Source organism: Streptomyces sp. NPDC002886 (assembly GCF_042888445.1).
Lineage (GTDB): Bacteria > Actinomycetota > Actinomycetes > Streptomycetales > Streptomycetaceae > Streptomyces.
Genome location: NZ_JBIAPV010000001.1, coordinates 1,117,117 through 1,129,847, shown reverse-complemented (window position 1 = coordinate 1,129,847; position 12,731 = coordinate 1,117,117). Strand labels below are relative to the sequence as shown.

The window sequence follows — 12,731 nt, the reverse complement described above, 5'->3', positions numbered from 1 at the left end:
CCGGCCGGTCCTCACCGGCCGGTGGTCACCGCCACCGCGGCGGTGAAGCCCGGGGGGACGGCCACGTCCGTCAGGGACCATCCCGGTAGGCCGGTCGCCGGGGTGTCGCCGGTGCCCACGTAGTCGAGGGCGAGGCCCCGGCCGAGGCCGATGCCCAGGCCCTTGAGGTACGCCTCCTTGCGGGCCCAGAGGCGGCCGAAGGCCGCGGGCCGTTCTTCCGGTGCCAGGGCCTCCAGCTCCGCGGTCTCCCGAGGGTGCAGCTGCTCGGCGAGCTCGGCCACGGCCGATGCCTCGGGCAGCGTCTCCACGTCGGCCCCCACCGGCGCCGGGCCCACGGCGAGCAGCGCGAGCCGGTCGCTGTGCGACAGGGAGAAGTGGACGGGTCCGTCCTCGGACACCGGCCGGCCGTGGGGGCCGCCGCACCCGGGGCAGGGCGCGCGGGTGATCCGTACCCGGCCCGGGGGCAGGTCCAGCCAGGACCCGAGCAGCATCCGCAGCGCCACGTGCGAGGCGACGTAGCGGCGCCCGTCCTCCTCGTGCTTGAAGCCGGCCGCCCGCAGCTGCTCGGCAAGGTCCAGGACCTCCGGGGCCAGCCGCGCGGCCGCGCCGTCCCGGTCGTCGGTGTCGACCAGCCACACGGTGGTCGCCGCGGTCGGCGGCGGCGCCTGCCCGGCGGGAGGGAACTGCGAGCCGATCGTGAGGACATGGGGCGTGAGCACGATCGATCGGTCTCCTCGGTGCGGCGCCGGTCGCCGGCAGGTCTCGGCTCAGTATGCCGCCTTCTTCACGAGCGTACCGATCAAGGCCTCGTCCGCGGCGGTGAGCTGCGGCAGGGCGAAGGAGGTCGGCCACATGGAACCCTCGTCGAGGTGCGCATGGTCGCTGAAGCCGAGCGTCGCGTAGCGCGCCTTGAACTTCTCCGCGCTCTGGAAGAAGCAGACCACCTTGCCGTCCCGGGCGTACGCGGGCATCCCGTACCAGAGCTTCGGCGCGAGGCCGGGCGCGCTCGCCTTGACGACCGCGTGGATCCGCTCCGCCATGACCCGGTCGGAGTCCCGCATCTCGGCGATCTTCGCGACCACGGCGGCCTCCTCCTCCGCCGCCTTGTCGGCGCGGGATCCGCGGCGCGCGGACGCCGCCTTCAGCTCCTTGGCGTGCTCCTTCATCGCGGAGCGCTCCTCGTCCGTGAATCCGTCGAACGTGCTCTGCGCGGGCTTGCGGGTGGTCGTCATGGCGGTGTTCCTCACGGGAGTCGGGGCGATGGGTGATGAGGTGACGGGCAATGGGGCGATGAGGTGACGGGGTGACGGGGTGATGGGCGATGGGTGCTGAGGTGACGGGTCCGAGCGTCGTGGCAGGGGCGGCGACGTGCTCAGCCCCAGGCGCCGGCGATCTGGCGGGTGGTGGCGTTGATCCGGTTGAACATGTTCGTGACGCTGATCATCAGGACGATCGCGGCGAGCTGCTTCTCGTCGAAGTAGGTGGCGGCCGTGTCCCAGACCTCGTCGCTCACCGCGTCGGGGCGGTCGGCCAGCCGGGTCGCGGCCTCGGCCAGCAGCAGGGCCGCCCGCTCCTCCTCGGTGAAGTACGGGGTCTCGCGCCAGACGGCGACCGTGGCCAGCCGCTCGTCGCTCACCCCGGACTTGCGGGCGGCCTTGGCGCCGCTGTCGACACAGGCGCTGCACCCGTTGATCTGGCTCACCCGCAGGTGCACCAGCTCCAGGGTCTGGGCGTCCACCCCACCGGTGTGCACGGCCTTGAAGATCTCCTGGATGGGCTGCATGGCGCCGGACAGGACGACGGCGGGGTTCTGCATGCGGGACTGCATCTCGGTGTGCTCCTCTTGCTCGTGTTCCGGTCCTCCGGTTTCCCGGTCTTCCGGTTCCCCCCTCGGGGTGTGACTCCATAACAGCCGCAACGGCCCGCGGTGGCGATGACGGTGGGACACCCTGGGACAGGCGGAACATCCTTGACCTGCGAAGACGGGGGCCCGGATAATTCGGGCGCGGTGGGACAGGGATACGGGGGGAACCGTGGACACGGAACGGCGGTCGGCCGGGGCCGGCCCGCAGGACGAGCTGGCCGCCCGGCTGCGGCTGCTCCAGGAGCTGTCCGGGCTGGGCGTACGGGCCCTCGCGAGGGAGCTGGGACTGAGCTCCTCCTCGCTCTCGCGCTACCTCGGCGGCCAGACGGCGCCGCCCTGGACCGCGGTGGTCGCCCTCTGCCGACTGGTCAAGCGCGACCCCCGCCCACTGCGCCCCCTCTGGGAGCGGGGTTCCTCCCCGGCGCTGCCGGCGCCCCCGAAGGCCAGCCGTCAGGTCCAGCCGAGGCCCCGCAACGATCTGCCGCGCGACGTGGCCGACTTCACCGGACGCGAGGCCCAACTCGCCGCTGTGGTGACTGCGGTGGACAGCCACCGGGGCGTGGCCGTCGACGGCATGGCGGGCGTGGGCAAGACCTGCCTCGCGGTGCACGCCGCGCACCGGCTCGCCGCCGACTACCCGGACGCCCAGCTCTACGTGGACCTGCACGGCTTCACCGAAGGCCGGGCCCCCCTCGATCCCGACTCGGCGCTGCGGATGCTGCTCGGGGCGCTCGACGTGCCGTCCGAGAGGGTCCCACAGGAGGGCCTCGAGCAACTGGCGGCCTGCTGGCGCGCGGAACTGGCGGGCCGGCGCGCCCTCGTGGTCATCGACAACGCCGCCGACGCGGAGCAGGTCCGCCCGCTGCTGCCCGGCGCCGGTGACTCCGTCGTGCTGATCACGAGCCGCAACCGGCTGCTCGGCCTGGACGAAGTGCCCCCGGTGTCGCTGGACGTGCTCAGCCCCCTGGAGAGCGCCGAACTGCTCGCCCGGGCCAGCGGGGACACCGGCGGCCCCGGAGGCCGCCTCGCCCGCGAACCGGATTCCGCCGCCGAGGTGGTGCGGCTGTGCGGCCACCTGCCGCTGGCCCTGCGGCTGGCCGCGGCCCGGCTGCGGCACCGGCCGGGCTGGACGGTGGGCATCCTCGTGGAGCGGCTGGCGGAGGGCGCGAGCGAGTTCGACACCGCCTTCGCCATGTCCGTACGGCAACTGGAGCGGAACCAGGCCCGGTTGTTCCGGACCCTGGGCCTGCTGCCCGGCGGCTCCTTCGACGCGTACGCCGCCGCGGCCCTGGCCGACGTACCGCTGCGCGACGCCCGGGAGATGCTGGAGGACCTGGTCGACGCGCACCTGGTGCAGCAGCCCGCGGCGGGCCGCTACCGGCTGCACGACCTGGTGCACCAGCACGCGCGGGGCGCCTGGGCCCAGCAGGACTCCCCGGCCGAGCGGGAGCGGGCGCTGGGCCGCTTCCTCGACTACTTCGTGCACGCCGCGGCCGCGGCCGACGCCGCGATGCCGGTCCTCTCACCGGGCCGGGCGCCCTCGGCGGGCCGGCCCCCGGCCGCACTGCCGCGCTTCGCCGACAAGCACGCGGCCTGCGCCTGGCTCGCCTCGGAGTACGAGACGATGATCGCCGCCTTCGAGACGGCCGTCGCCGTCAGGGCGGACGTGCACGTGTGCGAGCTGCCGCGGTTCCTGCGGGCGTACTTCGCGCGGCGTTGCGGTACGACCCACCTCAACCACCTCTTCGAGCGCTCGCTGGCCGCCGCCGAACGCCTGGGGGATCCGCTGCGCCTGGCGGAGGCCTACAGCGACCTGGGCTTCGCGCGCTACAACGCGGGCCGGATGACCGAGGCCGCCGCCGCGTACGAGGCGGCCGGACTCCGGGTGGCCGAGGCGGGGGACACCCGCGCCGAAGCCGAACTGGCCCTGCGCCGCGGCTATCTGAGCTGGGACCGGGGGAGTGCCGGGGAGCCGCTCGAACTCTTCCGGCTGGCCGGGAAGCTGTACGGGGACGCCGGCCTCCCGGCGGGCGCGGCCCACGCGGCCGCCTCGGAAGCCTGGGCGCTGCTCCAGCTGGGGGAGCGCGAGGAGGCGGCGCGCCGGGCCCGCGAGGTGCTGGAGGTGTCCCACCCGGACCCGGCGTGGCCGCCCGCCCTGACGGCCCGCATCACCCTCGGCATGGCCATCGCGGCGCAGGACCCCGAGGAGGCGTCGGAGCACCTGCACCGGGCGCTGGCCCTGGCCCGCGAGGACCGGCACGTGAACAACGAGGCGTGGTCCCTCAACTGCCTGGGCGTCGCGCTGAGCCGGATGGGCCGGTACGAGGAGGCCCTGGCCGGCCACCGCGAGGCGTTCGCGCTGCTGGACGAGCTGTTCGAGGAACACTGGAAGGTCCGCTTCCTGGGCGGCTACGCCGAGACCTGCCGGCTCGCGGGGCTGCCCGAGGAGGCCCTGCGCCTGCACCGCCGGACCCTGGAGCTGGCCCCCGGGCTCGGCTGCCGCCACGAGGAGGCGCTGGCGCACGAGGGGATCGCGGCCCTGCTCGACGACACGGACCCGGCCGCGGCGGCGGAACACCGCGCGGCGGGACGCTCGCTCCGGGAGGAGCCGACGGCGGGGGTGCGCTGAGGGGCCACGACGGCCGCGGCCTTCTTCTCCGGCTTCGCCGACGGCGCGGCCGGAGCCGGCGCCTGGGGGGCGGGTTCCTTACCCGCCCTCGGACTGCCCTCGCCGCCGAACGGCGCCCCGGCTATGTCAACCACCTCTTCTGCCTGCACCGTTAGGCAGGAGAGGGGATCAACCCGCAACGTCCGGAGGCGAACTGGCAGACTGTTCCGGAGCCGGCCCGACCAGGGGCCGGCCGGACCCGGGGGACCAGCATGAACGTTCGAGCCGCCGCCATAGCCGCCACCGCCGCCTTCGCCCTGGCCGGGCTGGGAGCGGGCCCGGCCTTCGCGGACAACCACATCAGCGTCGCGCCGCAGGGCCAGGACGGGGCCTTCGAGCACCTGAACCCGCAGGACCAGCACCTGCTGGGTGACCAGGGCCCGAAGTTCCTCCTGGGCCAGGACGGCGCGTTCGAGCACTGATCTCGCGGCCCGCGGCGAAGACCGCCGAGGCGGTCGCGGAGGTGGCCGCGGCGCACGGGCCCGTCGGGGCTCAGGAGGCGGACCGGTTCCGGTCCCGTCCGGCGCCGCGTTCACCCGCGGTCCACCCGGGGTCCGGCCGCTCGCCGGGTCCGGCGGTGGGGTTTGTCAGCCGGGCGTGCTTTGCTGGACGCATGATCGATGAATTCCTCGCCCGGAACCTGTCCGACGTCGACGAAGCCGTGCGCAACGCGGCGGCGATCGAGATCATGCCGAGGTTCCGCCGGCTCGCGGATCACGAGGTGGACCAGAAGAGCGGCCCGCACGACCTGGTGACCGACGCCGACCGCATGGCCGAGGAGTACCTCACCGCGGCGCTGACCAAGCTGCTGCCCGGCTCGGCGGTGGTGGGCGAGGAAGCGGTGCACGCCGACCCCGGGGTGTACGGGGCGCTGCGCGCCGACGCCCCGGTGTGGATCGTGGACCCGGTCGACGGGACCCGGCAGTTCGTGCACGGGGACGCGGCGTTCTGCACCCTGGTCGCGCTCGCGCACCGCGGGGAGCTCCTCGCCTCCTGGACCTTCGCCCCGGCGCTGGAGGAGATGGCCACCGCCGTGCGAGGACAGGGCGCGTACGTCAACGGGGAGCGGATCCTGAGCGGTTCGCCGCGGCCCGGCGACGAGCTGCGCGTCGCGACCGCGCACCCGCTGTACACCACCGAGGACGAGCGGCGCGTCCTGGCGCGCCTCGACGTGCCCGGGGTGGCCTCCCGGGCCTGCGGTTCGGCGGGCCTGGAGTACCTGAAGGTGGCCCGGGGAGAGATGGACGGCCTGGCCTTCAACTGGCCCTCGGCCTGGGACCACGCGGCCGGCCTGCTGCTGGTCGCCGAGGCGGGGGGTTCCCAGAGCACCGTCGACGGGGTCCCCTTCCGGGTGGACCGGGACAACGCCCTGCCCTTCGCGGTCGGCCGGGACGAGGCCACGGCCGTACGGATCCGGGACCTGCTGCGGGGCGCGTGACACCGCAGCCGGGCCCCGCCCGACGACCGCGGCGGCGGCCGGGCCCGCGCCCGGCATCCGGCCGGACCGGCGGCTGAGCCCGCCGCCCGGCCGACCGCGAAGGACCGGCCGCTGAGCCCAGGGCGAACGGAGTCGGCGCGGATCGCGAAGCCGCCTATGGACAGGCGCAATACCCTGGGGGCGGTGGCGCCGCCGGACGAAGGAGTCGCAAGTGCCGTCGATCCTCGATGCGGTCGTGGTGGGGGCCGGGCCCAACGGGCTGACGGCCGCCGTGGAACTGGCCCGGCGCGGGTTTTCCGTGGCCGTCTTCGAAGCCGCGGACACCGTCGGCGGCGGGGCCCGGACCGAGGAGCTCACCCTCCCCGGCTTCCGGCACGACCCCTGCTCGGCGGTGCATCCGCTGGGCGCCGGCTCCCCGGTCTTCTCCACGATGCCCCTCAAGCGGTACGGGCTGGAGTGGCTGCACGCCCCGCTGCCCATGGCCCACCCCTTCGACGACGGCACCGCGGCCGTGCTCTCCCGCTCCGTCGCGGAGACGGCCGCGTCCTTCGGGCCCCGCGACGCGGGAACGTACCGGCGGCTGGTGGATCCGTTCCTCGGGAAGTGGGACACCCTGGCCCGCGATTTCATGTCGCTGCCGGATACCGCGCTGCCCCGTGACCCGCTCACCCTCGCCCGCTTCGGGCTGGCCGGGCTGCCGCCCTCCACCTGGCTGCTGAGCCGCTTCCGCGACGAGCGTGCCCGCGCCCTCTTCGCCGGGCTCGTCGCGCACGTGATCGCCCCGCTCGGCGGGATCGGGACCAGCGCCGTCGGCCTGGTCTTCGCCCTCGCCGCGCACGCGAACGGCTGGCCGATGCCGCGCGGCGGCTCGCAGTCGATCTCCGACGCCCTCGCCGGGTACCTGCGCGACCTCGGCGGAACCGTCCACACCGGGTTCGAGGTCAAGCGGCTCGACGACCTGCCGCCGGCCCGGGCGTACGTCTTCGACACCTCCCCGACCGCACTGGCCCGCATCGCGCGGCTCGGCCGGGTCTACGACGGCTACCGCTACGGCGCCTCCGTGTTCAAGCTGGACTACGCCCTGGACGGCCCCGTCCCCTGGACCGCCGAGGAGCCCCGCCGGGCCGGCACCGTACAGATCGGCCCGCGCACCCGCGACATCGACGCGGCCCTGCAACTGGCCTCCGGCGGCCGGGCCCCGCGCACCCCCTTCCTCATCGCCGCCCAGCCCAGCCTGGTCGACCCCGGCCGGGCGCCCGAAGGCAAGCACACCTTCTGGGTGTACGGGCACGTACCGGCGGGCTGGAACGGCGACCTCACCGACGCCGTCGAGCGCCAACTGGAGCGCTTCGCACCCGGGTTCCGCGACCTGGTGCTCGCCCGCGCCACGGCGGGCCCGCCGCAGCTCGCCGCCCGCAACCCGAACTACGTCGGCGGCGACATCGCCTGCGGAGCCGCCTCCGGGCTCCAGCTCCTGCTGCGTCCCAAGCTCACGCTGTCCCCGTACAACACGGCGCACCCGGCCGTGTTCCTGTGCTCCTCGGCCACCCCGCCGGGGCCCGGCGTCCACGGCATGTCGGGCCACAACGCGGCGAAGGCCGTCTGGCGCCACCTGCGCGCGAAGGGCGCCTGAGGGCGCGCTCCGCCTGAGGCCCGGCGCTGGAGACGACCTAGCCGAAAGCGGCCTTGTGGGGGCCGATCGCGGGGTCGAGTTCGTGGAGCATCTTGCGGGCGTCCTCCAGGATCCCGGCGGTGCACAGGACGCGCCAGTCCGCGTAGGCGGGGGACTGCGCCAGCGCGGTGCGCAGGAAGCCGGTCTCGGCCTCGCCCAGCAGCGCCGCCAGGCGGGCCCGCAGCTCGGGCGAAGGGGGTTCCTCCCGTACGTGTACGTCGGCCAGGTCGCCCAGCATCGCGGCGAGCGAGGCCAGTACCCCGTCCAGCCCGGCCGGGGCGTCGGCCCGCAGGGGCAGCAGCGGCTCTTCGTGCTGTGCCCAGTGCAGGGCGGGCGGCCGGCCTTCGCGGAAGGTCAGGTTGTACAGGCCGCGGGTGATCCCCCGGACCTGGTGCCCGACGTGGTCGAGGCACTGGGTGGCTTCGGCGAGACGGTCCAGGCGGGGCCGCGCGAACCGGCCGCGCGGACGCCAGCGGACCGCGTCCTCGGCCTCGCGGACGGCCCGGCGCACCGCGTCGAGCTCCTTGGACAGGGAGCGGGCCCGGCGGACCCAGTCCCCGGTGCGCGCGGCCCAGTCCTCCTCGGCCAGGCCGCGGGCGATCTCGGCCAGCAGCGCGGCCATCTGCCGGTTCAGGCGGGCCAGTTCCTCGCCCGCGCGGCGGGTGAAACCGGGGGCGGGCAGGGCGAGGCCGACCACCGTGCCGACGAGCACGCCGACGACGTTGTCCTCCAGCCGCGAGGCTCCGTACCCGAAGGAGGTGGCGGCGCCCATCACGAGTACGGCGGTGAGCGCGATCTGGTGCATCTGCGAACCGAGGTTCATCAAGCGTCCCGCGTACATGCCGACGAGGACCACGAGGAGGACGCTCACCGTGTTCGTGCCGATGGAAGCGGTGGCCGCCACTCCGAGCAGGAAGCCGAACAGGATGCCGGCCGCCCGCTGCAGGCTCTTGCGCGCGGTGGCGAAGGGCGTGGTCTGGGTGGCCAGGATGGCCCCGGCGGGGGCCAGCGAGGCCGCGTCGGAGTGCAGCAGCACGGAGGCGATCCACCAGGCGAGTCCCGCCGAGATCGCCGCGCGCACGACCATGCTTCCGTCGCCGAAGCCTGCGGTCATCCGGGACCGCAGGCCCTCCGTAGTCACCGTGCTGCCCGATACCTTCACTTTGGTGACCTTACGTCACGAGATGCGGAGCCGGGCTCAGACGGTCGCGGCCGAGGCAGGGGTGGTGGCGGGGGGCGCGGCCGCCTCCGGTGCGACGCTCCGCGCGGTGACGGCCGTACGGCGGGACCGGGCCCAGAAGGCGAGGGTCGCGCACAGCAGCAGGGCGGCCGTGGTGTCCTGGCCCCAGGCGCCCTGCTCCGTGAGCAGGACGGCCAGGGCGGCGACGAGCCCCGCCGCGGGCAGCGTGAGGACCCAGGACACGAGCATGGCCCGCACGGTCTTGCGGCTCAGGACCCCGTCGGGGGTGGCGAGCCCGGCCCCGGAGACGCTGCCGGTGACGGCGTGCGTGGTCGACACCGCGAAGCCCAGGTGCGAGGAGGCCAGCAGCACCGCCGCCGCGCTCGTCTGGGCCACGCAGCCCTGCCGCGGGCCGAGCCGGGTCAGGCCGGTGCCGAGCGTACGGATGATGCGCCAGCCGCCCGTGTAGGTGCCCAGGGCCATCGTGAGCCCCGCCGCCACGATGACCCACAGCGGGGGCCCGGACCCGGCGGGCAGGGAGCCCGCCGTGACCAGCGTCAGCGTGATCACGCCCATGGTCTTCTGCCCGTCGCCGGTGCCGTGCGCCAGGGACACGAGGGCGGCCGCGAGCACCTGCCCGGCGCGGGCTCCGCGGCCCGCCCCGCCATCCGTCCCGCGCTCCGCTCCGCCCTCCGGCGCGAGCCCCGCCCGGTCCGCGCCGCGTTCCGGTCCGCTCAGCCGCCCCGCCGCGCGCGTGGCGGCGTACGCGACGAGTCCGCCGATCAGCGGAGACAGTGCGGCCGGGACGAGGATCTTGCCGACCACGGCCATCCCGTTGACCCCCTGGAGGCCCACCGAGGCGACGGTGGCGCCGATCAGCCCGCCCACGAGGGCGTGCGAGGAGCTACTGGGAATTCCGAGCAGCCAGGTCGCCAGATTCCACAGGACGGCTCCCGCCAGGGCGGCCAGGATGACCGGCGGCCGTATTCCGGCGTGCTCGTCGATGATGCCACCGGAGATCGTCTTGGCGACCGCCACCGATACGAACGCACCGGCCAGGTTGCACACCGCGGACAGGGCCACGGCGATCTTGGGGCGCATGGCGCCGGTGGCTATCGCGGTGGCCACGGCGTTCGCCGTGTCGTGGAATCCGTTGGTGAAGTCGAAGAGCAGGGCCACGGCGATGGTGACCGCGATGAGCGTCGTGGAGGAGTCCATGAGTGCGTGTCTCTGCGAGTCTCTGAAGTGGAGTGGGACGTCAGAACCATAGGCCTGTCGACCGAGTCGAATCGGCCTCCACGGTGAACGGAAAGCGAATAAGGCGGCGTTAAGCATAGGGATGCAAAAATGCCGGGAAAGTGTGCAAAGAATTCCGCCGCGCATTCCGCCCGCTACCGTGGCGGCAGCGGCTTCCCGGCCTTATGGCCCGCGCGGGGCGGGACTTTCCGCCTTTTCTTCGGCGCCCGGTGGATGGGTGCCCTATGTAATCCTTGCGTGGGGGATTCGGGATTCGGGATTCGGGATTCTGGACTCGGGTCCCGGGCATGCGGCGCGGCCGTCCCCGGCCGCCGCGGCGGAGCGCGAGTAGCGTGGTGGGCATGGCACCCATGCCGGGCACGCCCGGCGCCCCGGACGCCCGGCCCGGCGCGGACTCGCCCGAAGCCCGGGCGCTGACCGCAGCCGTCACCCGCCTGCGCCGCGCGCTGCGCGCCTCGATCCGTACGGAGTACCCCTGGGAGCAGCTCCCCATGGCCCAGGTGGAACTCCTCCAGGTCTGCGTCGAACACTCCCCGGTCCGCGTCAGCGAACTCGCCGCCCGCCAGCGCCTCGCGCAGTCCACGGTGAGCGGACTCGTCGCCACGATGGCCACGAACGGGCTGGTGACCCGCGAGGTGGACAGCGAGGACCGGCGTGCCGCGGCCGTCAGCGCCACCGACGCCGGCCGGCTGCGGCTGGCCGCCTGGACCGGCGCCCACGAACGCCGCCTGGAACACGCGCTGACGGCCCTGTCCGATGTCGACCGCACGGCGCTCAGCGAGGCCCTGCCGGCCCTCACCCGCCTCGCCGCCCGCCTGGAGGAGGCGGACGGCAGGGGCGGGTAGGGGCGGGTAGGGCGGACGCGAGGCGAGCCGGCCCGGAGCCGCTACGGATTCACGGTCGCCTTGGTGCTGAAACCGCAGCACTCGAAGGTCCGTACCGGCGCGTCCGCGGTCTGCGTGATCTTCACGCCGTCGAGCACCGCGTCCGTGTCGACCGCCGACGCGATGACCGCCACACCGTGCACCCCGCCCGTGATCCGGTCCTTGGGACCGTGAACGCGCACCGTGGATCCGGGGGGCCCCGGGACCCGTCGGTCGAACGGGGCGAGGTCCCCAAGTCCGAGGTCCCCAAGTCGCCCCGAAATGGCAGAGCTTCGACGTGTCTTCGGGCTGTCGCGGTATGTCTCCTCCAGCGCCACGCGACGAGTTGTGAGGAGTCTTCGTGATGATGGGTTGCTCTGCCTCCGTGCCCGGGAACGCGCTGTGACCGAGTCCCAGGCCGTCCACCTCTTCCTGGGCTTGGCCGTGATCCTGGGTCTGGCACGGGCGATGGGGGCGCTGGCCCGCAGATTCGGTCAGCCCGCGGTGATCGGTGAGATCCTCGCCGGGGTGCTGCTGGGGCCCACCCTGTTCGGCAGCCGGCTCTCCGGTGTCGTCTTCCCCACCGAGGTACGGCCCCTGCTCGGCGCGCTCGCCGCAGTGGGTGTCGCGCTCTTCATGTTCGTCGTCGGCAGCGAGCTCGACCTCGGCATCCTGCGCGGCGGGGGACGGGCCACCGTGTGGACGTCCCTCTGCTCGACCGTGCTGCCGCTGGTGATGGGCGCCGCCCTGGCGTGGGCGCTGGTGTCCTCGCCTCACGAAGGCCCGTCCACCGGCTTCGTGCTGTTCTTCGCGGTCGCGATGTCCGTGACGGCGTTTCCCGTACTCGCGCGGATCATCGCCGACCGCGACCTGGCCGGCACCCGCGTCGGTGCCATCGCCCTGGCCTGCGCCGCCATCACCGACCTGCTCGCCTGGACGCTGCTCGCCGTGGTGGTCGCCATCGCGACGGGCGAGCGCTTCGACTGGCGGCCGGCGCTCCTGGTGCCGTACGCGGTGCTGATGGTCACCGTGGTCCGCCCGCTGCTCCGCCGGGCGGCCCGGACGGTCCCGGAGGCCGAGCCGGGCGGCCGGGCGGGCAACGGGAACTTCCTCGCCCTCGCGCTCGGCGGGCTCCTGGTGTCGGCCGCCTTCACCGAATGGCTGGGGCTGCACTACATCTTCGGCGCGTTCCTGTTCGGTGCCGTACTGCCACGGGGAACGGACGGCGGACTCCGCGACGGAGTGCTGCAACGGGTCGAACCGCTGTGCGGCACGCTCCTGTTGCCCGTGTACTTCGTCCTGTCCGGCCTGAAGGTCGACCTCTCCCGCCTGAACGCGTCGGACCTCGGTCAGCTGGCCGCCATCCTGGCCGTGGCCGTCACCGGGAAGTTCGCCGGCGCGTACGTCGGCGCACGCGCCGGAGGGCTGGACGGCCGCCACGCGGCCGCGCTCGGCGCCCTGCTGAACACGCGCGGACTCACCGAACTGGTCGTTCTCGGCGTGGGTCTGGAGCTCGGACTCCTGGACGCGAAGCTGTACTCGCTGATGGTGGTGATGGCGGTGGTCACCACCGCGCTCACCGGTCCGCTGCTGGGCCGGATCCTGCCCGCCACCACGACGGCCGGAGCCGCCTCCGCCGAAGCCGTCACCGTCAAAAGCGCCTCCGCCGGCACCCCGACCCGGCCGGAGCCGCGTAACGTCCCTCCGCAGAACCGCGAAGTGACCGAGACGACATCTCGCTGATCCCACGGCGCAGGCCCGATGCGGCATGCCGCATGCCGTATCGGCG

The 12,731-nt window shown here is 74.2% G+C and carries 12 protein-coding genes; 6 read left to right on the top strand and 6 right to left on the bottom strand.

Features of this window, described 5'->3' with window-relative positions:
- Nucleotides 1-11: 11 nt before the first annotated feature.
- The 3 genes from ACFYYB_RS05120 to ACFYYB_RS05110 all read right to left on the bottom strand — a co-directional run bounded on the left by ACFYYB_RS05120 (nt 12) and on the right by ACFYYB_RS05110 (nt 1,828).
- Nucleotides 12-719 (bottom strand): 4'-phosphopantetheinyl transferase family protein, encoded by a 708-nt coding sequence (locus ACFYYB_RS05120; protein ID WP_389433254.1) that lies wholly within the window; start codon nt 717-719, stop codon nt 12-14.
- A 48-nt stretch (nt 720-767) separates the two neighbouring features.
- On the bottom strand, nt 768-1,232 hold the full coding sequence (locus ACFYYB_RS05115) for an iron chaperone (protein WP_389433253.1): 465 nt from the start codon (nt 1,230-1,232) through the stop codon (nt 768-770).
- A 140-nt stretch (nt 1,233-1,372) separates the two neighbouring features.
- Nucleotides 1,373-1,828, bottom strand: coding sequence for a carboxymuconolactone decarboxylase family protein (locus ACFYYB_RS05110; protein ID WP_327303441.1), 456 nt, complete (start codon nt 1,826-1,828; stop codon nt 1,373-1,375).
- Between the two features lie 205 nt (nt 1,829-2,033).
- Between ACFYYB_RS05110 and ACFYYB_RS05105 the strand changes: the two genes are divergently transcribed.
- The 4 genes from ACFYYB_RS05105 to ACFYYB_RS05090 all read left to right on the top strand — a co-directional run bounded on the left by ACFYYB_RS05105 (nt 2,034) and on the right by ACFYYB_RS05090 (nt 7,603).
- A complete protein-coding gene (locus ACFYYB_RS05105) occupies nt 2,034-4,493 on the top strand; it encodes a tetratricopeptide repeat protein (protein WP_389433252.1) in 2,460 nt (819 codons plus the stop codon).
- 251 nt (nt 4,494-4,744) lie between these two features.
- A complete protein-coding gene (locus ACFYYB_RS05100) occupies nt 4,745-4,954 on the top strand; it encodes a hypothetical protein (RefSeq protein ID WP_389433251.1) in 210 nt (69 codons plus the stop codon).
- A gap of 191 nt (nt 4,955-5,145) precedes the next feature.
- On the top strand, nt 5,146-5,970 hold the full coding sequence (locus ACFYYB_RS05095; RefSeq protein ID WP_389433250.1) for an inositol monophosphatase family protein: 825 nt from the start codon (nt 5,146-5,148) through the stop codon (nt 5,968-5,970).
- A 211-nt stretch (nt 5,971-6,181) separates the two neighbouring features.
- Nucleotides 6,182-7,603 (top strand): phytoene desaturase family protein, encoded by a 1,422-nt coding sequence (locus ACFYYB_RS05090; RefSeq protein ID WP_389433249.1) that lies wholly within the window; start codon nt 6,182-6,184, stop codon nt 7,601-7,603.
- 37 nt (nt 7,604-7,640) lie between these two features.
- Here ACFYYB_RS05090 and ACFYYB_RS05085 read toward each other — a convergent pair whose 3' ends face one another.
- Both ACFYYB_RS05085 and ACFYYB_RS05080 read right to left on the bottom strand, forming a co-directional pair.
- Nucleotides 7,641-8,783, bottom strand: a complete 1,143-nt coding sequence (locus tag ACFYYB_RS05085) for an aromatic acid exporter family protein (RefSeq protein ID WP_389433248.1) — start codon at nt 8,781-8,783, stop codon at nt 7,641-7,643.
- A gap of 57 nt (nt 8,784-8,840) precedes the next feature.
- Nucleotides 8,841-10,040, bottom strand: coding sequence for an anion permease (locus ACFYYB_RS05080; protein WP_389433247.1), 1,200 nt, complete (start codon nt 10,038-10,040; stop codon nt 8,841-8,843).
- A 380-nt stretch (nt 10,041-10,420) separates the two neighbouring features.
- Between ACFYYB_RS05080 and ACFYYB_RS05075 the strand changes: the two genes are divergently transcribed.
- A complete protein-coding gene (locus tag ACFYYB_RS05075) occupies nt 10,421-10,924 on the top strand; it encodes a MarR family winged helix-turn-helix transcriptional regulator (protein ID WP_389433246.1) in 504 nt (167 codons plus the stop codon).
- Between the two features lie 41 nt (nt 10,925-10,965).
- Here ACFYYB_RS05075 and ACFYYB_RS05070 read toward each other — a convergent pair whose 3' ends face one another.
- A complete protein-coding gene (locus tag ACFYYB_RS05070; RefSeq protein ID WP_389433245.1) occupies nt 10,966-11,145 on the bottom strand; it encodes a hypothetical protein in 180 nt (59 codons plus the stop codon).
- Nucleotides 11,146-11,344: 199 nt separating this feature from the next.
- On the opposite strand from ACFYYB_RS05070, the gene ACFYYB_RS05065 reads away from it, so the two are divergent.
- Nucleotides 11,345-12,685 (top strand): cation:proton antiporter, encoded by a 1,341-nt coding sequence (locus ACFYYB_RS05065; protein WP_389433244.1) that lies wholly within the window; start codon nt 11,345-11,347, stop codon nt 12,683-12,685.
- Nucleotides 12,686-12,731: the final 46 nt, after the last annotated feature.

Coding starts and splice junctions, on each gene's coding strand:
- ACFYYB_RS05115 (WP_389433253.1), bottom strand. CDS start 1,232: ATGACGACCACCCGCAAGCCCGCGCAGAGCACGTTCGACGGATTCACG.
- ACFYYB_RS05110 (WP_327303441.1), bottom strand. CDS start 1,828: ATGCAGTCCCGCATGCAGAACCCCGCCGTCGTCCTGTCCGGCGCCATG.
- ACFYYB_RS05100 (WP_389433251.1), top strand. CDS start 4,745: ATGAACGTTCGAGCCGCCGCCATAGCCGCCACCGCCGCCTTCGCCCTG.
- ACFYYB_RS05095 (WP_389433250.1), top strand. CDS start 5,146: ATGATCGATGAATTCCTCGCCCGGAACCTGTCCGACGTCGACGAAGCC.
- ACFYYB_RS05080 (WP_389433247.1), bottom strand. CDS start 10,040: ATGGACTCCTCCACGACGCTCATCGCGGTCACCATCGCCGTGGCCCTG.
- ACFYYB_RS05075 (WP_389433246.1), top strand. CDS start 10,421: ATGGCACCCATGCCGGGCACGCCCGGCGCCCCGGACGCCCGGCCCGGC.